We start from the raw sequence: 23,644 nt of genomic DNA on the forward strand, positions 1-23,644 counted from the left end.
GCCTTATGGACAAAAGAAAAGATCAGGCGACCCGAAAAATCGCCTGATCCGCTCTTTACGCGATGATCACACCGCGCACGAAGGACGCGAAACCCTGCACCGTTCCGTCCAGGGCCCCGAGCGTTTCAAGGCGCATTGCCGGGTTAGCCGGTGTTTCATAAGGCGCGCTGACGCCCGTGAAATCTGCAATCTTCCCGGCTCTCGCTGCGGCATAGAGCCCTTTCGGGTCACGGGACTCACAGATTTCCACCGCCGTATCCACATGGATCTCGTGGAAGCCCTCACCCACGATCTGCGCCGCAAGCGCACGGTCCTCGATCAGAGGGGAGACAAGAGCCACGATAACAGCCTGCCCACTCTCTGCCAGAATACGCGCCACATGGGCAGCGCGACGGATATTCTCGCGCCGATCTTCTGGCGAGAAGCCGAGATCGCTGCACAGACCGGCGCGCAGCGTGTCGCCATCGAGCACTGTCGTACGAATTCCAGCCGCGACCAGATCGGTCTCGACCGCCCGGGCAATTGTGCTCTTGCCCGAACCCGGCAGGCCAGTCAGCCAGAACACAGCGCCCTTGTGACCATGCAGAGACTCGCGCTGAGCAGCAGTCACCTTGCTGGCTGTCGGGTGAATGGCATGAACACCATCCGGCAGTTCAGCAGCCCCAAGCAATGGCGCACCGCCCACGATGCGCTGGAAACGATCCACCAGCACACCACGCCCATCGCTGTAACCTGGCGAGAACGGGTCGAACAGGATGGCATGAGAGGCCACCAGGGTGATCTCGGCAAACCCATCCGGCGGCACCTCGTCACCGGGTGAGAGCGTGAGATCATCAAGGTTCACCACGGCATCGATCGAGGCGACCGTCACATCATGTTCGGCTGTGGCCAGACGCAGGGTGAAGCTCTCACCCACACGCAGGGGCTCACCACGCAGCCAGAAGAGACGCGTGCGCAGGCGCGCTGTGCGGATCGGTGCCGCCCCATTTTCCTGCGCCGGATAAAGCAGATCCCCACGATCCGGCACCAGATCGGGCTCCAGACGCAACGCGATGGACTCTCCTGCTCCCGCGACAGGATTTTCCGGCGCATGCCAGCGGCAGATTTCTGCAACTGTAGCCTGCTGACCCTGTGAGCCGATCATGATGCGATCGCCTGCGCGTATGACACCGCGTTCGATCCGCCCGGCGACATAGCGCACATCGTCAAAGCGATAGACATCCTGCACAGGCATACGGAAATCGAGAGCCAGGCGTGATGCCGGTGCCGGTACGGCTGCCAGAGCCTCAACTAGCGTCGGCCCCGTATACCAGGGCGCACGCTCCGAGCGGCTGGCAATGTTATCACCATCCCGAGCGGAGGCCGGTACGAAGGCCTCAACCGTGATTTCGAGACGACCCAGCAAGTCGCGCACATCGGCTTCGGCCTGGGCAATCTTCGCCTGATCGAAATCCAGCAGATCGGATTTGTTGAGCAGCACGATCACATGACGGATGCCGATCAGGCGCAGGAGCATCGCATGACGACGCGTCTGCTCCTGAGCGCCTTCAAGCGCATCCACCACCAGCACGGCGGCCTCGGCGTCAGCGGCACCGGTGATCATGTTACGCAGAAACTGGCGATGGCCGGGCGCATCGACAATAACGAACTCGCGCCCGCCCAGATGAAAAGGAATACGGGTGGAATCGACGGTCACACCCTGATCACGCTCGATCTGAAGCGAGTCGAGCAGGAAGCTCCATTCGACAGCGAGGCCGCGCTTGCGACTGCTCTCGACGATCTGAGCAAGCTTGCCGTCCTGCAGGCTGTCCGTGTCGTAAAGCAGACGGCCGATAAGCGTCGACTTGCCATGATCGACATGGCCAACAATAACGATCGGCGTGGCAGCGGCGCGCAGCGAGGCTGGGAGGTCGTTGTTTTTCATGATTTCGCCCATGGCTCAGAGATAACCCGCAACACGCAGACGCTCGAACGCGTCTTCCGATTCATGATCCATCGCGCGACCGGCACGCTCGGATGTCTTGCTGTTTTCAAGCTCGGCAATCACCTCGGCGAGAGTCGAGGCATTGCTGTCGATGGGGCTCGTGATGTCCTGGTCACCCAGCGAGCGGTAACGCTTGCCGTTCTTCGCGAAATACAGATCGACCAGCGGGATGTTCTCGCGCTCGATATAGCGCCAGATATCGATTTCACGCCATGACAACAGCGGATGCACACGGATATGCATCCCGTCCTCATAAGGTGTGGCGTACTGGTCCCAGAATTCCGGCGGCTGATTGCGCACATCCCAGCGATGACCCGCCCCACGCGGGCTGAACACGCGCTCCTTGGCGCGCGTCGCCTGCTCGTCACGGCGGATACCGGCAATGACGCCGCGCAGCTTGTGCTTTTCAATCAGGCTGGCCAGACCGGCGGTCTTACGCGCTGCAGAGCGCGCCGCGGGCGGCAGGGACGGGTCGATTTCCTCAACCGGCGGGCAATCGCCAAGCATCAGGTCGAGGTTCCACTTCTTTGTGTATTCCTCGCGAAACGCATACATCTCAGGGAATTTCTTGCCCGTATCGACATGCATGACCGGAAACGGCACGCGGCCCATGAATGCCTTGCGTGCCAGCCAGACCATCACATTGCTGTCCTTGCCCAGAGACCAGAGCAGGGAGAGCGGACGCAGCTTGCGATAGGCCTCACGCAGAATGAAGATGCTCTGCGCCTCAAGCTGATCGAGGTCATCCATGGCACGCGGCGTGGCGAGGGTGGGGGACGCCAAACTCATTTTATGCTCCGTTATCGCGCTGGCAGGTGAATGCCGCATTCGGTTTTGGTCTGGCCGGCCCAGCGTCCGGCTCTGGGGTCCTCACCTTCGGCCACGGCCCGTGTGCAGGGTGCACAGCCGATGGATTTGAAACCGAGGGCCGTCAGGGGGTGACGCGGCAAGTCACGCCGGGTCATTTCGCTTGCGATGCGCTCGCGCGTCCAGGAGGCAAGCGGATTGATCTTGGCTCGCCCGTCCGCAAGCGGCTCGAAGACGGCCATCGAGGCGCGTGTCGCTGCCTGACCGCGTTTGCGCCCGGTTATCCACGCATCGAAATCGTTCAATGCGCCATCCATAGGCTCGACCTTGCGCAGGGCGCAGCAGGCATCCGGGTCGAAATCGGCCAGCATGTCCTGCGGATCACGATCGTGCAGCGCCTTGGCCGAGGGCGCGATATTCACAACCCCAGTCAGTCCAAGGTGATCGATCAGGGCATCACGATAGCTCAGCGTCTCGGGGAAATGGCGCTTGGTATCGAGAAAGAATATCGGAAAATCGCGGTCGATATCGGCAACCAGAGCAAGAAGCAGCGCGGATTCGGCCCCAAAGGACGAGACAAGCGCCATACGCCCTGAAAGCACCTCCATGGAGCGCTCCAGGATTGCTTCCTCGCCGGTCGTTTCAAGGATCTGCCGTTCGGTCTGGGTCAGGGCCATGACTGGTTAAATCCACACTGAAAAATCGCTTATTGCGCCATCACGCTCGACATAATACCTCAGACAACACCGTGCAATGGGTAAACTACGAACTCACGCTTCTTTATGGTGAATTGTTTTCCCATGCCCCGAGCGGCGGTGGTTCACCACCTCCCCCACGAGGGTGAGCGCCGGGCTGGCCACATTGCGCTCGATAACCAACGCAGGCAGCGTCGCAAGCGTTGCCACATGCACGCGCTGATCATGACGCGTGCCATGCTCGATTACAGCGGCGGGCCAGTCGGCGGGCAGGCCATGGGCCTGAAGCTGGGCGCAGAGATCCGCCATCGGCGCGAGCCCCATATAGATGACGAGTGTCTGCCCTTTCTTGGCCAGACTCGACCAATCCAGATTGAGCGTTCCATCGGCGCGGGCGTGACCGGTGACAAACACACAGCTCTGTGCGCAGTCCCGATGCGTCAGCGGGATTCCCGCCGCCGCGCCACACCCACTGGCTGCCGTGATGCCGGGGATGACGCGCACAGTGACGCCGGCATCCACCAGCGCCTCCATTTCCTCACCACCACGCCCGAAAATGAACGGATCGCCTCCCTTCAGGCGCAGAACGCGTTCACCCGCTCTGGCGCGACGTATCAGCTCGTCATTGATCCCTTCCTGCGGCAGGGTGTGGTGGCTGCGCTTCTTGCCAACGAACACACGCTCTGCGTCACGCCGTACACGGTCCATGATCGCGGGCGGGATCAACTGGTCATACAGGACGGTGTCGGCATTCTGCATCAGGCGCAGGGCCGCCAGCGTGAGAAGGTCCGGATCACCCGGCCCGGCACCGACCAGCCAGACCTCGCCTTCTCTCGGCACGCCACCCAGGCTGCGTTCGAGACTGGCTCTTGCAGCCTCATCCTCTCCCCTAAGGGCCTGCTCGGCACCCGTGCCATCGACAAAATCCTCCCATGCCCGTCGCCGGATCATGGTGTCGGGCTGAGCGCGGCGTATCCAAACGCGCTGCGCCTGCATGAAGCGCGCTAGGCGCGAGAGCCCTTCGGGAAGCAGCGACTCGATCTGGGTGCGCAGGCGCCGGGCCAGTACGGGCGCCGCGCCATTGGTCGAGATCGCAATCTGGACCGGGGTCCGGTCAATAATGGCAGGGGTGATGAAAGTGGATGGCTCAGGATCGTCAACGACGCAGATATTCACCCCCTGTTCGCGCGCCTGTGCTGCAATGACGCGATTGAACGCAGCATCCTCGGTGGCTGCGAAAACAATGCGCATCTCCCTCAACAACGCACTGATACGATGCGCTTCCAGCGCCCCGCCGAGATGGGTGACCTTGCCGCTGTCGATCGCCTGGCGGATTTCGATGTCATGAACCGGACCGATCTGGGCGATATCATCACAGCGCCCAAGAAGCAGGCGCAGCTTGTTGGCGGCCACCTGCCCGCCCCCGATTACGAGAGCGCGGCCATCATCGAGGCGCAGGGCGATAGGGAGATAGGTCGCTTCCTTGGTCATTTCTCCTGTATGGCGTGCCCTATGCGCCGCGCCAAGATCGGCCGCGACACAGGCCCGCTTGCTGGCCCCGACACGGGCACCCGAAAACCCTTCGGACATACGCCCCTGTCATCCCCTCCCGTGATGTGACGACGGTGCAGGCAAAGGATGGCTGAAAGAAACCACACGAAAATGTCGGCTGGGCAGTCTGAGCATCCCTGATACCATGCCCAGCATATGAGCGGCTCGAAACGATAATGTGTTCAGCGAGCCGCCAGATCATGTCCGCCCCGACAGTCACGGGCCGGACTGTCCAGAGAAGGATCCAGCCATGTCCGAGCCCGCCCTTTTTTCCCTCAAGGGCAAGCGCGCCCTCATCACTGGCGCCTCGCGCGGCATCGGCTTTACGCTCGCGCAGGGTCTGGGGCGCTACGGGGCTGAAATCATTCTCAACGGGCGTGATCCGGCACATCTCGATTCTGCACGGGCCCGCCTGGAGGGCGAGGGCATTGTGACACGCGGCAGCGTTTTCGATGTCACCAATCAGGATCAGGTCATTGCAGGTGTCGAGGCGATCGAGGCCGAAGGTCCGATCGATATCCTGATCAACAACGCCGGCATCCAGTTCCGCTCGCCTCTCGACCAGTTTCCACGTGCCGAGTGGGACCGCCTGATTTCCACTAATCTCAGCTCGGTGTTTTTTGTCGCCCAGGCGGTCTCGAAAGGCATGATCACGCGTGGGCGCGGCAAGATCATCAACATCTGTTCTGTGCAGAGCGAGCTGGCGCGTCCCGGCATCGCCCCCTACACCGCAGCCAAAGGGGCCGTGAAAATGCTCACCAAGGGCATGGCGACCGACTGGGCACGGCACGGGCTGCAGATCAACGGGCTCGCCCCGGGGTATTTCGAAACAGAGATGAACGCAGCCCTTGTTGCCGATCCGGCCTTCTCCTCATGGTTGTGCCAGCGCACCCCCGCGGCACGATGGGGCAAGAGCGAGGAACTGGTAGGCGCTGCTGTGTTTCTCGCCTCCGAGGCCTCGAGCTTCGTTAATGGGCATATACTGACTGTTGACGGGGGTTTGACGGCATCCGTGTAATCGGCCCCGGATTCTGTATTTACGCTTTCACGTTCAGGGGGCTATGACTGAACCGGATCAAGCGGGCTCATCGTATGGTGCCTGAGACGCCTGTCCTGCCCTCGCAACCCGGGGGCAGCCTGAACATCCGGGGGCGTATCACATGTTGCTTTGGGAGCGTCCCGGTCCGGATAACCTGACGAGCTCACGGGTCACCGCAACCCATCCGGCGTTGCACCCCCTGTGCGAAACCTTCCCCGAGATCGGTTTCGCACTCATTGCTGTCATCAGCGGTCATGCGCATCTTGTCGCAACGGCACAGAGTGGGGCTGCAACCCGCGACGCGATACCGGTATTGCCTGACCTCTCACGCGCGACGGGACAGGACTGGACCCGCGAGTCATCCTTCTCAGGAGAGGGTGAGTTTGCCGGCTGGGATTTCTTTCCCTTCGGCACCCCAGTCGCAGGGCTGATTGCAGCAGCCGCTCGGCAAAACCCTTTATCCCCGCAGCAAAAGCGCATCGTTCAGGCTCATGCCACCCTTCTTGGCACCATGGGCCAAAGGGACGCGCGTGCCCTCGCTGTGGCAGGGCGGAATGGCACCCTCAATGCCCCATTGCATAAGGCACCTGTCGTCACACCGGATGCGGCGCCCCCTCCCGGCGAGAACGGTTCACGCGAGGCCATGCTCGGCTTTCTGCTCTGGAATGCCAAGAGTGGTCTGCTAACGGGCGATCCCTATCTCGCGTCGCTTTGTGGCCTCGATCCTGAAGCCTTGCGTCTCGGTGTCGAATGGCCGGTTTTTCTGGCCTGTTTCCATGAAGATGCTGAAATCCTGCCGGAAACCGATCCTGTCGCATGGCTGACGAGGGCTGAAACAGGCTATGTAGCCTTCCGGCAGACGGACGGACCGCCGAGAGCCGTTCATATCAGTGTGCATCCCCATCCTGATGGCTGCACCGGGACGGTCATCGACACCACGATCGATCCGGATGAACGGGCTGCACTGCGCGCCAGCCAGTCTTTCGTCAATTCGCTGCTCGTCAGCGCCAGTGACTGCGTGAAGATCCTTGATCTCGACGGCAAGATCACCTTCGTCAATCACGGCGCTGTTCTGGTGCTTGGTCTTTGCTCGCCCGCCGACATGCTGGGGGTCTACTGGCCTGATGTGTGGCAGGAGCGCGGGCGCAAGCTCTCGCTGAACGCGATTGATGCTGCCAGGGACGGGCTCACCAGCCATTTCCAGGAATATGTCGAGACGACCGACGGGCGCAAACGCCTGTGGGATGTCGTGGTGACACCCATACTTGGGCCCGGGGGCAGGCCAGAGCGTATCCTCGGTGTCTCGCGTGACATGACCGTGGCCAATCAGGAGCACGAGCGCCTTGAGCTTGCACTTGCGGCCGGTACCATCATCGGCATGTGGCTGTGGGACGCCAAACGTCAGCTTGTGACGGGCGATCTGCGCATGGCGGAGACGCTCCGTCTCTCCCCGGCCCGACTTGCCGAGGGGGTGGCGCTCACGCAATTGCTGGATTGCATCACCCCTGAAGATCGTCCGGTTCTTCAGGCAGCGCTCGACATGGCCTTACAGGAGCGCAAGCCGTTCCGCTGCGAGTTTCGTCTATGCGACGACGGCTCGCGTGCCAGCCGGTGGATCGAGGCCAATGGCTCGTGCACCTACGACCATAACGGCCAGATCAGTCATTTCCCCGGCATTCTGCTCGATATCGACGCGCCCAAACGCCAGACGCTCAAGCGTGAGGCGCTGGTGACTTTCGGTGACGAACTGCGCGCGCTGACGAGTGAGGCTGACATTCTGGCGCTTACAGCGCGGACGCTGGGCATGACCATCGAGGCAGACCGTTCCGGTTTTGCCGATGTGGATCATGAGCGCGAACTGGCGCAGGTTACAGATTGCTGGCGCAGGGACCCTGAAACCCCCGATGTTTCGGGGCTCTATGCCTTCCGGTCCTTTGGCTCCTATATCGATCTGCTCAAGGCCGGTGAAGTTGTTGCCATCGATGATGTCAGGACTGATCCTCTGACCGCTGCGCAGGCTGCGCAGTTTGCCCCGCTCCAGATCTGCGCCCTGCTCAATGTGCCGATCATGGATAACGGTGTTCTGCAGGCTGTCGCCATCGTCCATTTTGCCCATGCCCATTGCTGGGACGACATCACGCTCTCCTTCGTTCGTACGATTGCTGACAGAAGCTGGGCCGCCATACGCCAGATGCGCGCACAGGAAGCCCTGCGCCGCATGAACGAAACCCTCGAAGAGCAGGTGCTACGCCGTACGCGTGAACGCGACAGGTTGTGGGCCATCAGCGCCGACCTGCTGGCCCTTACCGATCGTGACGGCAGGCTGCGCTACCTCAATCCGAGCTGGCAGACCTGCTTTGGTGACAAGGCGCGTGACTGGATTGGCAGCAAGGCCGAGCAGCTGGTGCATCCAGCCGATATGGCACGCGCGACCGAGGCCTTGGCCCTGCTGCGCGAGGGCAAGCTCGATCATGGCGTTGATCTGCGATTCCTGCATCAGGATGGGGAATGGCACACATTCAACTGGTCCGGCTCGACTGAGGGAGAAGACATCTATCTGATCGGACGTGACGTGACCGATCGTATCGCTCTGGAGGATCAGCTTCGCCAGTCGCAGAAGATGGAAGCGGTCGGACAGCTGACAGGCGGCCTCGCCCATGATTTCAACAATATCCTGGCCGGGATCGGGGGCGCACTCTCGCTCCTGACGCGTCGTATTGCCCAGGGACGTACAGAGGGGCTGGACCGTTATATCACAGCGGCGCAAGGGGCCACGGATCGCGCCGCCGCCCTGACGCATCGCCTTCTGGCCTTCTCACGCCGTCAGACACTCGACCCGCAACCCGCCGACATCAATATTCTCATCCTCGGGCTTCAGGACCTTATTGCCGGCACGGTCGGGCCGGCCGTTGTGCTCGAACTCTGCCTGGACGAAACCATTGGGCCGGCCCTGGTCGATACCAACCAGCTTGAAAATGCGTTGCTCAATCTGTCGATCAACGCCCGTGATGCCATGCCCGAGGGCGGGCATCTGACGATTGCCACGTCACGCGCCACGCTGGGGGCCCTTCAGGCCGAAGAATGGGGGGTGCGCCCCGGGATCTATCAGGTGCTCTCGGTGACAGATACGGGTGTGGGCATGAGCGCCGATGTCATGGCGCGTGCTTTCGATCCCTTCTTTACCACCAAGCCCTTGGGCAAGGGGACCGGGCTGGGGCTGAGCATGATCTATGGCTTTGCCAGACAATCGGGGGGACGGGTCAGCATTGCCTCGATCCCCGGTGCAGGAACCTCGGTCCATATCTGGCTGCCCAGCCATGCCGCCGCCCTGCCCTCGCCTGTCGTCGCGCCTGACCTCTCGCCGGATGGCGACGCCCTGCGTAACCTGCGCGTACTGCTGGTCGATGATGAGGAGACGCTGCGCTTTACCGTTCGTGAAACGCTCGAAGACTGGGGCGCCATTGTTCAGGAGGCAAGCGACGGCACGGCAGCCCTCGCCCTGCTCAATGACCGGGAACGCCTGTATGATGTACTGATTACCGATGTCGGCCTGCCGGGTGGTCTGAATGGGCGGCAACTTGCCGATGCGGCGCTTGTGCTGCGGCCATCACTCTCGGTGCTGTTCATCACGGGCTACGCGGAACAGGCCATATTTGACCGGAGTGGACAGGATGAGAAAATCCATATCCTGCCCAAACCCTTCACCACGGCCATGCTTGACGAGAAACTGAGAAACGCCCTCAGGCGCGGCTAGCCTCACATACGAAGCCGATCGGTTTTGCCCTTCGGGCCGATCGGCTTGGAGCGGCCAGAGCCCCTGCGAAAAAGCCCCTACGGCGAGGCTCTTTTGCGTCCGTCGTCACACGGCCCCGTCGTTACAGCGTGACGTCTCGGCGTCCGTCATGTGACACGGGCCGCGTGGCCTCAAGGCAATTCTGAGTAAGCCTGAGGCCGCAACCCGTCATTCGGGTCGGGAGGTTGGGACGCGTCCCTCTCGCAATGTGACACCTTCTTCGCCTGATCGCCGGTCGTGTTCTGGCCCGTCGCTGCCTCCCATACCTGCCAGCCCCGTAACCTCCACATAGCGCGTTGGATAAGGGAGATGGATATTCCGCGCCTCGAACGTCTTTTTCAGGCGGCGATAGAATTCACGCTGCACAGGCCAGCGCCCGGAGGTGATTGTCGGCAACGTACCGCGCACCGTGACAGAGGTCTGATTGAGCGCGTCCACACCCCACATCTGGAAATCGTCAATGATCAGGGCCTTGAAATTCTCATCGGCACGCATCTCGGCCGTGATATCGTTGATGACCTGCACAACCTCATCGGTATCCGTCTCATATCCGACTTCGGCCACGATAATGGCACGGGCAAAATCGCGGTTGTAATTGATGATCTGACCAAGCGAACTGAACGGAAAGATGTTCATGGAGCCATCATTGGCACGCACATGAACCGTACGAAGCGAGAGATGCTCGACCACGCCATAGGTACCGTTAAGTGTGACGGCATCACCCACCGTCAGGGCATTTTCCATGAGCAGGAAAATCCCGTTGATGAAATCCTGCACGAGCTTTTGCGAGCCGAAACCCAGCGCGACACCAAAAATCGAGGCCCCTGCCAGAAGCGGAGCAACATTCACGCCGATCTCGCTCAGCACGGTCAGCCCGATGACGGCCACCAGAATGACCATGAGGACGATACGGATCATGGGCTGCAATGTGCGCACACGGGCCACCCTGGCCGCACCGTCATCAAGCCCGCCGACCTTGCGGGCGTAGCGCTCAAGCATGATGTTGCTCGCCTCCCAGACCACAACCCCGAGCAGGCAGGCGATGAGCACTGTCATGGATGACGAGGCCAGACGATAGCCAAGCCCCCCGGCACCAAACAGAACCTTGATAGGCGCGCCCCAGGCGCTGGCCAGAGCAAGAACAGTCAGGGCAATGATAATGACGGACGTAACCCGCTGCGCCGGGGCGTAATAGCGGCTGAAGCGTGTCTGTGCATCCTCGCTCAGCGTGACCCAGCCTGGAGCCGAGCGGAACACGCGCTCCAGCAACCCGTACAGCACGATGCTGACGCAGCGCATGACCACCAGTGCCACAGCACTGCGCAGAAAGAGCTTCCAGATTGCCGCATAGCCGTGATGGATTTCCGCCGCCCAGACGAGCCAGAGGCCCATGTCGAAGAAGAGCGCGACCACCCACCAGGTGCGACCGAAAAGATGCAACATGCTTGCGCCAAAACCACGCCGTTCCCTGCGCTCGCAAAAACGCATGACCTTGGGGCGGCTGCGGATGATCATGACCGCCACCATCAAATGCAGCACAAGCGTCAGGATCTTGAGCAATGCCTCGATCACCCTGTCGGGCAAGCCGCAATCATCAAGCGTTTCGAGCGCAGCAGCAGAAATTCCTGTGGTGAGGATCAGCAGACGCAGCCAGTCGAACAGGAAGCTCGCCGCGGAATCTGAGAGCAGGGCAAGGCGCAACCAGGGACGCTGCGGCGCGAGAATGGTGCGTATGGCAATGATCAGCCCTCCAGCCACCAGAGCCGTCAGGCTCAGCGCGCGCAGCAAGGCTGTTGTGAACTCGTCAGCCGCCGGATCGGCAATGACGATCAGCAAGGCAATAAACGGCACAACCAGCACCGGCAGACAGTCGAGCAACAGACAGAGGAAGCTGTAGGGAAGTCGCTTGAGAACAAGCGTCAGCCGGGCAAGTGCGCCTTGATGCCGCAAACGCGACAGACGCTCGCGATCCTGCGTATCGGGAATGGACTTCGCGCCGCCGGAGGGGCCTTCCGTCTGAACGATTGGGCGCTCCTGTTCAGGAGGCGAGGCTTCGTCAGCGGATTGCTGATAGGCATCGCCGTGATCCTGCGCCAAAGGCGGCGTAATGTCGGAAAGAGTGGTCTGGTCAGTGGTGGAGCTTCCGTCGCCCGCCTTCCTCTCAGCGTCTCCCCGAGCAGCCTCGTCAGCCGCCTCTTCTGCGGCCTGACGATCATCGATTTCACGCGCCAGCGCAGAACGCCCCTTGATGCGAGCCAGCGCCTCAACGCGGTTGCGCACCCCCCGTAACAAAAGCCGCAACGCATAGAAGAGACAGGTGCTCACTGCAGCCAGAATCAGGGCGCGAAGCAACAGTTTGAGCGATTCCTGACGATCTGCCGGATCGTTGCGCATGTGGCGCCACCACGGCCCGATGGCGCGCACGTCCACGACGGTGCGCAGCAGGCTATGCGCCTGAACACTGGCAGCGTGGGTCCAGTCGGAGGCACTGCCAAGCAATTCTGCCCCCAGCCCATCGGGTTTGAGCTTCGGACCGGTTTTCTCACCTGTATCGGTCGGATTGGCCGCCTGCTGGGCCTGACTGAGATTTTGCAGTGTCGTCAGGAATTCGCGGCGCTTGGCATCGTTATTGAGCACCGAAGCGAGTTGCCGCGCCTGATCGGCTGTGATGCGCGGCGCATCGGGCACTGCCGCAGTGGCTTGCGTCTGGGCGCGCGCGCTCCCTGATTGCAGGCACAGACTGCCGACCAGGAGACAGATCAGCAGACACCATGAAAACGGCCGTCGCGCGGAATACCTGTTTTCGAGTGTCAGGACCGTGGCACCCGGATTGGGCGCTCGCGAAAGGGACAACATCAGGCATATCCTTGCGGAAACAGAAGTTCGGTAATGTATGACCTGCCTATACCGTCCCGACGGATCCGAACAATGGCGGATCAGTCAATAAATCACCTGACGGGTGACACACGCGCCCGGGTATCGCTCTTTGCAGCGGGGTCATCGACCTCACGCTTGCCCCCGGAGTGTGAGGCAGGAGTTTCCCGTAGCAGGCCAGGCCGCGAAGCACGGCGTATCACATCATCTGCCCGCAACAACCTCGACATGTATCTGAGTTGTCGCGGGGATGCGTTGTGTCTCTCAGGCGGCGTTGGCCAGACGATGCTCGCGCCACAGTGCGGCCAGCGCAGTGACGAGGGAGTCGATATCTTCCTTGGTGTGCAGGGGCCCCGGCGTGATACGCAGGCGCTCGGTGCCCCGCGGGACGGTCGGGTAGTTAATCGGCTGGATGTAATGGCCAAAGCGTTGAAGCAGAGCGTCAGAAAGCGCACGGCACCGCGTCGCATCGCCTACCATGACCGGCACAATATGCGACGGGTTGTCCAGATGGGGGATACCGGCACGGTCGAGGCTTTCACGCAGCCATGCCACGGCCTGACGATGCGCCGCCCGCTCGCTCTGGCTGTTGCGCAGATGACGGATGCTTGCCAGTGCTCCTGCCGCCACCATCGGGGGGAGCGCGGTCGAGAAAATGAAGCCTGAGGCGAAAGAGCGCACAAAATCGCACAACGCAGCACTACCGGTAATGTAGCCACCGACCACGCCAAAGCCCTTCCCCAGGGTCCCCTCGATGACCGAGAGACGATGCGCCAGACCGCGTTCCTCGGCAACGCCACCGCCCTGATGGCCATAAAGACCAACAGCGTGAACCTCATCCAGATAGGTCAGGGCGTTGTAACGATCGGCAAGGTCGCAGATCGCCTCGATCGGGGCGATATCGCCATCCATCGAATAGACCGATTCAAAGGCTACAATCTTGGGTGTATCGAGCGGGATCGTCTTGAGCTTTGCCTCAAGATCCTCGACGTCGTTATGACGGAAAATCATCTTTTCGGCGCGTGAGTGGCGTATGCCCTCGATCATCGAGGCATGGTTGGCGGCATCAGAAAGCACGACGCAGCCCTTGAGCCGCGCTGCGATCGTACCCAGTGTCGCCCAGTTGGAAAGATAACCTGAATTGAACAGTAACGCTGCTTCCTTGCCGTGAAGGGCTGCGAGCTCCTTTTCAAGCGCTACATGCTCGTGATTGGTGCCAGAGATGTTTCGCGTGCCACCCGCACCGGCACCGCTACGGGCGAGGCTCTCATGCATTGCCTTGAGCACGTCCGGGTGCTGGCCCATGCCGAGGTAGTCATTCGAGCACCAGACGGTGATATCGCGCTTCAGACCGTGATGGTAGGCGTGGGGAAACTGTCCGGCATGACGCTCGAGCTCGGCAAAATGCCGGTAGCTGCCATCGGCCTTGAGGCCGTCCAGAGCTGTCTGGAAATACTTGTCGTAGACTGTATCCACTTGCGCCATCTCGTTATTCCCTCTTGTCTGACCATAGCGCAGAACAGCTAACCGCGTTGCAGGGCAAGTTAAACTCACGTTATGGGTGCGCACCCACGCGAAGGGAGACACGGGCGGAACCTGTCGCAAGTAGGCCGTTTCGTCCAGCCCTGCTTCAGGCGCAGGGCGGCTCTGCTTCCATCGCAATGCCTTCCAGTTCCGGACACAAGCCACTCATTTCATCGAACCCGGCAGCAAGCGCAAAACCGTAATGCGCAGAACTGGAGATCCGGGCGAAGTGAGTCCTGATTCCAAGCGCTTGCAGAGCTTCGCATGTGGTAGAGAAAAATCTGGCGGCGATCGGATCGAGGCGCTCCTCGGACTGCCGCTCCTTGTGATGAGCCAGCCGCCATAGCCCTGATGGCGCAGAAACCAGTCCGGCTTCGAGACTGACGCCCGCGATCAATCCCGTACCGGCACGCTCACGCAGCAGGGTAAGGCTCGACACCCCCTGACCGAAACGCCCGACCCATAACTCGACCCCCCAATCGACCAGAACCGCCAGACACAAGGCCTCGTCACGCCCTGCGAGCGTAAAACGACGTTCATCCAGCACGAGGCGCAGGGCCTGAGGCGAAAAGCCGGTCTCCGCGAAGACCGCCTGCATGGCCAGTACGAAGGGCTCGTCAGGCGACAGAGGGTCCGTCAGGGTCAGGCTTGCCCTGTAATGCCCTCCAACGGGTGCCATACGACGACAGATCTCACGCAGCACAGTGATATCTGCCTTCGCACTGTCCTGCCCGTCCTGCAGTGAACGCCGAAAACCCTGGAGGCCCGAAGGCGCGACATCCCAGCCAATGAGCCTGATATAGTCGCCCTTGCGCCCATAGCGACCGGTCCAGCGCAGCTCAGGCGACCCTGCCCCCGCTCCGGAACGTCGGGCAGGCTGGACACGACGTCGTGTACGCCCCTCGCCTTCCGACCCGCCCCCCTGCGTCGGCATTCCCGATGCCGGAAGGGCAGCCACGTGACAGCATTCCGGCGTAAGACGCGGCTCGGCAAGGTCGGGCCGCGTGATATCGGGAAGCATGATGCTTGAGAGCGTGACGCACGACACCCGCACCCCGGCACGATCACTCTCCGGAAAATTTCTGTCAGGCATCGTCATGGTCGAAAGGCCGGGCTGCACGGCCAGAGCACTGATACCCGGCCCTCCTGACAACGCGCGCCCTTCGAGGGCCGCTTTCGAAAGGACGACACGGCTTTGCCCTGCCACGCCAGGATCGTCGATCGGGCTGCTATCTCGTGGCAAAGCGGCACAGCTCCTCGCGGCAAGGGTAGGAGGAGGTGATGCTAAAGTGAGAATGATAATATGTTCTTAACGCTTTGCACCTGCCCCGCGCGCGTCTTGCTTCAGAGTGTGCAGCATAATCAGGGTCGGGTGACAAACGGGACTCGATTTCCCGCCGCTGTCAGGGCAGAATGAGGAGTGAATCGGTCCTCTATCAACACCCCCTGACGCCCCTTCAAAACATCCCTCTCTGTCTCGCCGGCCCATTGGCGAAATGGAACCGTTTCGCTCCCAACCGATTTTACTCCTTCTCTCTCCAGACGTTCCCATCCCCCTGCTTCCTTTCGCTCCCCCATTTCAAGGACGAGACCATGTCGGCCTCCGCCCGCCAATCCTACCTGTCCCAGATCCTCACTTACCCCCCGCTGGTCGCGCTCAAACCCTTCTGGCGCGTCACCTTTGCCGCCTTCCTCGGCTGGTTTCTCGACGCCTTCGACCAGACAGCGCTGCTGCTCACCCTGCCCGACATTTCCCATGATTTCGGGGTCACCATCAGCGCCATGGGCACGGTACTTCTGGCGCAAAGCATCGGGCGTGCCGTTGGCAATACCGGGTGGGGATGGCTGGCAGACCGTTACGGGCGCCGTCTGGCGTTTCTGCTGGGTGTCTTGTGGTTTGGCGTGTTTTCTGCGGCCACAGGATTCTCTCACAGCCTGATCAGCCTGATTGTCATCCAGTTCCTTTTCGGCATCGGCTTTGGCGGTGAGTGGACGGCTTCCGCAGCACTTCTGATGGAGAGCGTACCCGGCAAAAGCCGCGCCATGGCCTCGGCCATCATGATGTCGGGTTATGAACTCGGGTTTCTGGCTGCAACCGCAGCCCAGGCGGTCATTCTGCCGCATTACTCATGGCGCCTGTTGTTCTTTATCGGGCTGGCGCCCGCCGTGCTCGCCCTCTTCATACGCTGGGGCGTTCAGGAAAGCCCGGTATGGACGCTCAAGCAGGAGCGCCAGAAGGGGCTCAATGGCGCGGCACCCCAGCCCAAGGCCAAATTCATCCTGACGCTGGCGGCCGTGCAGGCCATTGCGCTCATGTCGTTTCTGGAGTTTCAGAAGGCTGCCATCTACAGCCTGTATCCAACGATCCTGCGCAATGTTCATCACCTGACGCCGGCGCTCGTGTTTTGGCCAATCGGCTGTTTCTGTATCGGCTCGCTGGTGGGCAAGCTGTCCTGTGGGGCCCTGGCCAGCCGCTTTGGTGATCTGCGCGTGATTATCGGCACATTGCTTGTGGTGATCCTTACAATCTATCCTTTCCTCAGTGCGGAGACCTATCCCGTTCTGCTGGTATCGGCCGTGATCATGGGGCTTGCTGCCTCGGGCGTCTTTGCCCTTGTGCCGCATTATCTCGCCAAGCGCTTCCCTTCAGACACGCGCAGCTTCGGCATGGGGCTGAGCTATGCCATTGGCTCGCTTGGGCAGGGGCTTGCAGGCAAGCTTGTTCCGGTATTCGGGCGCAACCTTGGCCTTCCGCTGTCGGCACAGCTTTTTGTCATTGGGTCCAGCGTGATCGTGGGCGCCATTGCGTGGGCAGAGCCGGACGAGCTTCCGGGCGAAACGATGGAAAACGAATAGCGTAGCGCCCTGCCCTCATACGGTCAGATATCGGAAAAGGCTGGTGGACTCTCGTCCACCAGCCTTTTTATCAAACCCACCCGATGCCGTCCCGCCTCAGGCAGACGCCATGTTCAGACTGATCTGACGCAGCACGTTACGGGCAATTTCACGTATCGGCTCATTGCGCGACAGGACAAGCAGAGAGATCTCGACATTGAATTCTGTCTTGATCGCCGTCTGGATTTCCACACCAGCCAGTGAATCGACTCCCAGCTCGTTTGGCCGTGCACCCGGATCGATGCTGTCTGGTTCGAGCTTGAGAACATTGCCGAGGATCGACTTCACGTTATCCAGCACGAACTCGTAACGCTCCTCGGGTGACAGACTCTGGAGATGGGCCAGCTTCTGCGCCGAGGTGTTCTTGATGCTCTTCTCGCGCCGGATAAGAGCGAATTTGGGATTACGCTCGATCGCGCCATGCTGACCAAAGCATGTCTCCCAATCGATCGCCATGGCCGCTACGGTATCGCGGTCACGATTGATGAGCGTGGGTAGCAGCGAGAGCGCCTCGTTGCTTTCGAGCAGACGGAACCCTGCATTCTCGAAGAACTGCACGACACTGCCTTCCTGGGCCAGCATGCCAACCTCGGCAATCGGGCCCCACTGGACAGAAACCGCAGGGAAACCTGCCTTGCGGCGGGCGCTGGCCAGCGCATCGAGATAGGCATTGGCCGCGAGATAGCTGCTCTGCCCGATATTACCCGTGACCGTCACAATGGAGGAATAGAGCACGAAGTAATCCAGCGGGCAGTCGCGTGTCAGCACGTCCAAATGGTGCCCGCCCAGTACCTTGGGTTTGAGCACATTGCGCAGGCTCTCTTCCGAGTATTTTGAAATCAGTCGGTCATCGAGAATACCTGCGGCGTGGAACACACCCTTGAGCGGGATACCCGTCTCGAGAATGGCCGATCTGATACGGGCCACATCCTCGTAAACGCTGACATCGCCATAATGCAGCGTAACGCGGGCACCGGCCTTTTTCAGGGCCTTGATCTTGTCGAGCGTTTCCTTGTCACGGCGTACGCTGCGCCCCATCAGATGCAGATGCCGTGCGCCACTGGCCGCCAGCCAGGCCGCCGTAGCGAGACCAAGGCCGCCCTGCCCCCCTGTCACCAGATAGGCAGCCGCCGGATCGACCGGCCGAACCGGCTGACGCTGCGCGCGCACATTCGTCAGATCCTCATACGACACGAGAATCTTGCCGATATGCTTGGAGGACGACATGAACTTGAAGGCATCGCGCACTTCGGAAGCGGGATAGACCTTGTGCGGCAGAATGACCGTGTCGAACTTGCGTGACAGATAGGGAATCCGGTCGAAGATCGACACCGCCTTGCGGTGATCACGCGCCATCATCAGGTCAAGATCAAAGGCGTGGAAAGACACGTTGCCGTTGAAGCTGAACTGCGACAGGTCGCGCTTTTCCCAGATATCCTTCTTGCCGATTTCGACAAAGCGACCAGTATTGCACAACAGCGCAAGGCTATGAGCCTGAATTTCACCGGGGGAACTGTTCAGGACAACATCGACGCCCTGACCACCGGTTACTTCCAGAATACCGTCATAGAAGGCGAGGCTGCGGGAATCCCACACCGCTTCACAGCCCCGATCAAGCAGGATCTGGCGTTTCTCGTCACTGCTGGCCGTTGCAAAGATGCGTGCGCCGATAATCTTGGCAATCTCGATCGCAGCAAGACCCACACCGCCTGCCGCCGAATGGATCAGGACGATCTCGTTCTTCTTGAGGCGCGCAAGGTCGTGCAGACAGTAAAGCGCTGTCGCAATGGCAATCGGCAGACCCGTTGCCTCGGCAACAGTCAGGGGGCGACCGGCCGTCTCGAACAGGTCGAGCGCCATCACGCGGAAGCCCTTGACCGGCAGTGTCATATGCGAGGTGAAGCACCCCGGATGACAGGTCAGATAACGCTTGCCCACCTCGAAATTCTTGACGCCCTTGCCAACGGCCACAACCTCGAAGCAGCACTCCATGCCCATTTCGGTGGTGTGATAGGTATCAAGCAGGAACTTGTCGGGCAGGACCGAAATGCCCTTGAGCATGTCCTTGAAGTTCAGCGATGTGGCCAGCACGCGAATGGTAATCTCGCCACGTCCCGGTGGGCGGACATCGAAAGCCTTGTAATACAGGCCATCGAGCGTGCCCGTACGGCTCTTCTGCAACTTGATGCCAGGCGTACCGGGAAGCTGCGCAAGCGGGCGATCCGGCTGCCCTTCGACAGGCATGAAACGCGGCGTGAAACGGCGACCTTCGCGCAGGGCGACTTCAGCCTCGTTATCCTCGTGTAGGATTTCAGCCGCGAGCGCTGTCAGCGCCTCCTGACCGGCCGATGTATCGACATCGACGACCTTGCCCTGAAGGTCCGGGCGCTCATCGACCAGTCCCTTGAAGAACCCGACCAGCGCGGCCCCATCCGGATGCACCTTGGCCTTGTGGGCCAGCACATCTTCCGGGTCGAAGAAGATCGCGTTTTCGGACACGTAGATGAATTTCGGCTGCTTGTCCTGCCCCTCCATCAGAAGACGGGTGCCAAACGTCACCATGTCATCGATCTGTCCGACAAGCTTTTCGAAATCCGCGTCGGGGGTCGGGCCTGCCATGTAAATGATGGCATCCAGCGTCAGGCCCGCCTCAAGCCCGATTGTCTGGGGCGTGATCTCTCCGCTGCGCGGCGTCGAGAGAACCGTCACGCCATTTTCCTCGAACAAGGCACCGAGCTTCTTCTGTGCCGTGCTCTTGTGCCCAACGAGGAGCACGGTCTTGGGCTCGGCAAACAGGATCGACGCCTCGGACTCGATCCATTTGGTGTAATATTCTTGCGTTTCGACGCGTGTGGCAGCCTCCTTGTGGATGCGCGGCACTTCGGCAAGGCGCATGCCCTTGACTTCGGCTACCGGCATACCGGTCGTGGAGTAGAGGCGCAGTGACGCCTCGATCTGGCTCTTGGTGATCGCCGTGATCTCGACCCGTGCCAGCACCTCGGTCGTGCCCATGCCGAAGCAGCTCAGACGATCAAAGCCGACTGGCACATACATATGATCAGAGAAGCTCTCGGGGACGAGCCCGATCAGCGCATGCATTGCGCCATCAAGCAGGGCCGGATGCAGATAATAGGCTTCTGCCGAACCTATTTCGTCTTCAGTCAGGCCGATACGCGCATAGGCTACCCGATCTTGCACAGCAAGGCGCTGCAGGGTCTGGAAACGCGGCCCGTAATAGAAACCGTGATTGCGGATCCTTTCATAAAGCCCGGCCCCATCCACCCCCTGCTCGAGCGCCTGCTCGACCATCGCACGGTCGATGACCGGCATGGGCCACGGCGCTGCGGAGAGGATATCGACCTTGCCGTGGTCGATCCACATTTCGGAGAATTCTTCCTTGGCGCTATGGAAACGAAGCGCACGGCGGCTTTCGTCATAATCGAGATACAAGATCGGGTTATCGCCTGACTGCACCACGAGCGGCGCCATGATCTCGAGGTTTTCAAGGACGACACCTGTCTGACCCTCGATCTCGTGACCGACCGCCAGAGCGGACTCGATAAATCCCGCGGCAGGCAGAAGCACAACATTGTCGATGCAGTGGTCCTTGAGCCAGGGCACGCCCAGTTCGGTAAGATCAACAACCCAGGATTTCCCCGGTGTCATGGCACCAAAGCCGATCAGCGGATGACCCGTGCCGCCGAGGCGGAACCGTCGCTCGCGCTCATTTTCCGCATGGAAAACCTCGCGTGACCAACGATAGGTCGGCAGGTCGATCAGCGTCCCTCCTGTAATGGCTGCCCAATCGAGGCGCGCCGTATGCAGGATGATATTGGCAACGGCATTCTCGAGGCATTTTGCCTCACTTTCCTGCCGGTTAAGAGTGCTGATGACACTCAGCTTGGCCTGTTGCTTGTCCGCAACAGATTTAAGCGCACGCCCGATGACGGGGTGCGGCCCGATCTCGACAAACTGCGTAAAGCCATCGGCCAGGCAGGATTCAATAGCGGAGGCAAAAAGGACCGGCTGTCTGGCATTGCTGAACCAGTAGCCAGAGTCTGCCCGGTGGTCGTCATCGGCAAGCTTGCCGTAAACTGTCGAATAAAATGGCGTCGATGCCGCACCCGGTGCGAGCCCTGAGAGAGCCTTTTTGAGATCCCCCTCGATCCGGTCCATCACGGCGCTGTGGAAGGGGACATCCACATTCAGAACACGGTTGAACAGCCCCTTCTGCGTGAGGTGCGCGGCCAGATGGCGTATCGCCTCCTCCGGCCCTGCAAGTGTGCAGGTGGTCGGTGCGTTGACGGCAGCTACGCAGAGTTCCGGTGCTTCCGCCGCAATCAGCTCGGCTGCCGCTTCTGCGGACAGGCCCACAGCAAGCATGCGGCCTGTGCCGTCGAGCGTACCCTGAAGGTTACTGCGGTAATAGATGACGGTGACGGCATCTTCCAGGCTGAGGCCGCCAGAGACATAGGCGGCAGCAACCTCGCCCATGCTGTGACCAACCACGGCATCCGGCAGAATACCCTGCAAGGCCAGATATTCGGTGACGAGAACCTGGATCAGGAAAATGGCGGGTTGAAGAATGGCCGTGTTGTCGATACGGCTATCGGCCTCCTCACGCAGGATTTCCTCGCAGATCGAATAACCTGACAACGCCTTGAACAAGGCGTCACAGGCGCGCGCCTTGTCCAGAACAGCCTGCGGCGCCTCACGCAGCAGGTAACGACCCATACCCCACCATTGCGGGCCGACGCCGGAATAGACAAACACCATGCCACGGCCGGACTCTGCCTCGACCGTTGCCTGGAACATCCCTTCCTCGCGCTGGTCCTTCAGATAGGCATCAAGCCTATCCGCCAGTTCCTGTTCGTCACGCGCCATGACGAGCAGGCGATGGCGAAACAGGGTGCGTGACGTGGCGAGACTGAAAGCGAGATCGCCCAGAACAGGCTGTGCCTCACCATCGAGACGCTCGCGATAGGCTGCTGCCATGAGCGGTAGCGAGGTCTTGGAAAACGCGGTGAGCAGGAACGGAATCTTGCCGTTGATGCGACGGGCAGCATTGTGCCCGCTGCGAACGGGGGCCTTGTCATCAGGGCGACGCAGGACCGCAATGGCGTTGGTACCACCGTAACCAAACGAGTTGACGCCTGCAAAACGCGCGATCTTCCCCTCACCGAGCGATCGTGTCGAGCCGCGCGGGATCTCCAGATTCCACTCGTCCAGATGGATCGAGGGGTTGATCGTCTTGAGCCCTGGCTGGGGGGGGACCGCCTGATGACGCAGGCAGAGTGCCGCCTTGAGCGTACCAAGCGCACCGGCCGCTGCTTCGGTATGACCAAGATTGGCCTTAACCGCACCGATAACGAGTTTCTCGTCCTTGAAACGCGCAATGGATTGCGACAGCGCGTAGGTCTCGATCGGATCACCTGCCGGCGTTCCGGTGCCATGCGTCTCGACATAGGCCACGTCGCGCGGATCGACATCGGCGCGTTCCAGAACTTCGGTCATGAGACGCGACTGCGCGCCAGCATCGGGCGACGTCAGAAACTGCGTGCGTCCATCCGAATTGACGCCTGTTGCGCCCACGATGGCATGAATTGTATCGCCATCGCGCTCGGCGTCTTCCAGACGCTTGAGAATGAACACCACGCTGCCTTCGCCACGACCATAACCATCGGCTGCAGCATCGAAGCTTTTCGAGCGACCGTCGCGCGCGATGAAATGCCCCTTGGACATGAAAATCGACGTCTGGGGGCACCCCATAAGGCTGACACCGCCGCTGATGGCGACATCGATATCGCCCTCATTCAAAGCCCGGCAGGCCTGGTGCAGGGCCACAAGAGACGACGAACATGCGGTGTCGATCGACATGCATGGTCCCTGAAAATCGAACACATGCGCCAGACGGGCAGAGAGCATGGTTGAGGGCGTCGCCGTTGCGGCAAAATGATCACGCACGGTCGGCAGATTATAGGGGCTCGATGTGTGAGCATGGGCATCAATTGCAAAAATGCCGATGAACACACCCGTCTTGTGACCGGACAGACGAGACGGCAGGACACGCGCCGTCTCCATGGCTTCCCACGTCACCTCAAGCAGCAGGCGCTGCTGGGGATCAAGGATCTGCGCCTCACGTGGCGAAATTCCGAAAAAGAGCGGTTCGAATTCATGTATGTTGCGCTTAAGAAAACTCCCCCTGCGCATATAGGTTTTCGACGGGGACTCGATTTCCTCGGCATAGAAGCGTTTGACGCTCCAGCGCTCCTCCGGGATGTCGGTAACCGCTTCCCCCTCGGCGCAAAGAAATGACCAGAGCTCGTCAACATTGGTGATGTTGGGTGCCAGCCGGCATCCGATCCCGATGATGGCGATATCAGATTTTTTGTTGCGCGACATGATGGAACTCGAACCTTACTTTTTATACGGCGCTGCCAGGATTTCTCATCCTGTGCCTGTTGTTGCGGGCCGAACAATGC

General features: G+C 60.7%; 11 protein-coding genes. 3 read left to right on the forward strand and 8 right to left on the reverse strand.

What is annotated here, in order from left to right:
- Positions 1–55: 55 nt before the first annotated feature.
- From cysC to cysG, 4 genes are all read right to left on the reverse strand, one after another.
- The gene (gene cysC / locus P5689_RS04250) at positions 56–1,924 is read right to left on the reverse strand and encodes an adenylyl-sulfate kinase (RefSeq protein ID WP_285532215.1); all 1,869 of its coding nucleotides are present in this window, start codon (positions 1,922–1,924) and stop codon (positions 56–58) included.
- A 15-nt stretch (positions 1,925–1,939) separates the two neighbouring features.
- On the reverse strand, positions 1,940–2,734 hold the full coding sequence (gene cysD / locus P5689_RS04255) for a sulfate adenylyltransferase subunit CysD (protein ID WP_023979512.1): 795 nt from the start codon (positions 2,732–2,734) through the stop codon (positions 1,940–1,942).
- Between the two features lie 50 nt (positions 2,735–2,784).
- Complete coding sequence (locus P5689_RS04260; RefSeq protein ID WP_285532216.1) at positions 2,785–3,468, reverse strand: phosphoadenylyl-sulfate reductase; 684 nt, start codon at positions 3,466–3,468, stop codon at positions 2,785–2,787.
- 93 nt (positions 3,469–3,561) lie between these two features.
- The gene (cysG, locus tag P5689_RS04265; protein ID WP_285533833.1) at positions 3,562–4,977 is read right to left on the reverse strand and encodes a siroheme synthase CysG; all 1,416 of its coding nucleotides are present in this window, start codon (positions 4,975–4,977) and stop codon (positions 3,562–3,564) included.
- A gap of 310 nt (positions 4,978–5,287) precedes the next feature.
- Between cysG and P5689_RS04270 the strand changes: the two genes are divergently transcribed.
- Both P5689_RS04270 and P5689_RS04275 read left to right on the forward strand, forming a co-directional pair.
- A complete protein-coding gene (locus tag P5689_RS04270) occupies positions 5,288–6,055 on the forward strand; it encodes an SDR family oxidoreductase (protein WP_023979509.1) in 768 nt (255 codons plus the stop codon).
- A gap of 142 nt (positions 6,056–6,197) precedes the next feature.
- Positions 6,198–9,830 carry a PAS domain-containing protein gene (locus P5689_RS04275; RefSeq protein ID WP_023979508.1) on the forward strand — a complete coding sequence of 1,211 codons (3,633 nt, stop codon included), beginning with the start codon at positions 6,198–6,200 and terminating at the stop codon, positions 9,828–9,830.
- Between the two features lie 207 nt (positions 9,831–10,037).
- On the opposite strand, the gene P5689_RS04280 is transcribed toward P5689_RS04275, so the two are convergent.
- The 3 genes from P5689_RS04280 to P5689_RS04290 form a co-directional block, all read right to left on the reverse strand.
- Entirely contained in the window at positions 10,038–12,725 is a 2,688-nt protein-coding gene (locus P5689_RS04280) for a mechanosensitive ion channel family protein (protein WP_285532219.1), read from the reverse strand.
- A gap of 282 nt (positions 12,726–13,007) precedes the next feature.
- Positions 13,008–14,228, reverse strand: a complete 1,221-nt coding sequence (hemA, locus tag P5689_RS04285) for a 5-aminolevulinate synthase (protein ID WP_023979506.1) — start codon at positions 14,226–14,228, stop codon at positions 13,008–13,010.
- A 145-nt stretch (positions 14,229–14,373) separates the two neighbouring features.
- Positions 14,374–15,510 carry a hypothetical protein gene (locus tag P5689_RS04290; protein WP_152530254.1) on the reverse strand — a complete coding sequence of 379 codons (1,137 nt, stop codon included), beginning with the start codon at positions 15,508–15,510 and terminating at the stop codon, positions 14,374–14,376.
- Between the two features lie 350 nt (positions 15,511–15,860).
- Between P5689_RS04290 and P5689_RS04295 the strand changes: the two genes are divergently transcribed.
- Positions 15,861–17,123 carry an MFS transporter gene (locus P5689_RS04295; RefSeq protein ID WP_051395935.1) on the forward strand — a complete coding sequence of 421 codons (1,263 nt, stop codon included), beginning with the start codon at positions 15,861–15,863 and terminating at the stop codon, positions 17,121–17,123.
- A gap of 96 nt (positions 17,124–17,219) precedes the next feature.
- Here P5689_RS04295 and P5689_RS04300 read toward each other — a convergent pair whose 3' ends face one another.
- A complete protein-coding gene (locus P5689_RS04300; RefSeq protein WP_285532222.1) occupies positions 17,220–23,564 on the reverse strand; it encodes a type I polyketide synthase in 6,345 nt (2,114 codons plus the stop codon).
- Between the last annotated feature and the right edge of the window lie 80 nt (positions 23,565–23,644).

The organism is Asaia sp. HumB (genome assembly GCF_030263835.1).
Taxonomy (GTDB): domain Bacteria; phylum Pseudomonadota; class Alphaproteobacteria; order Acetobacterales; family Acetobacteraceae; genus Asaia; species Asaia bogorensis.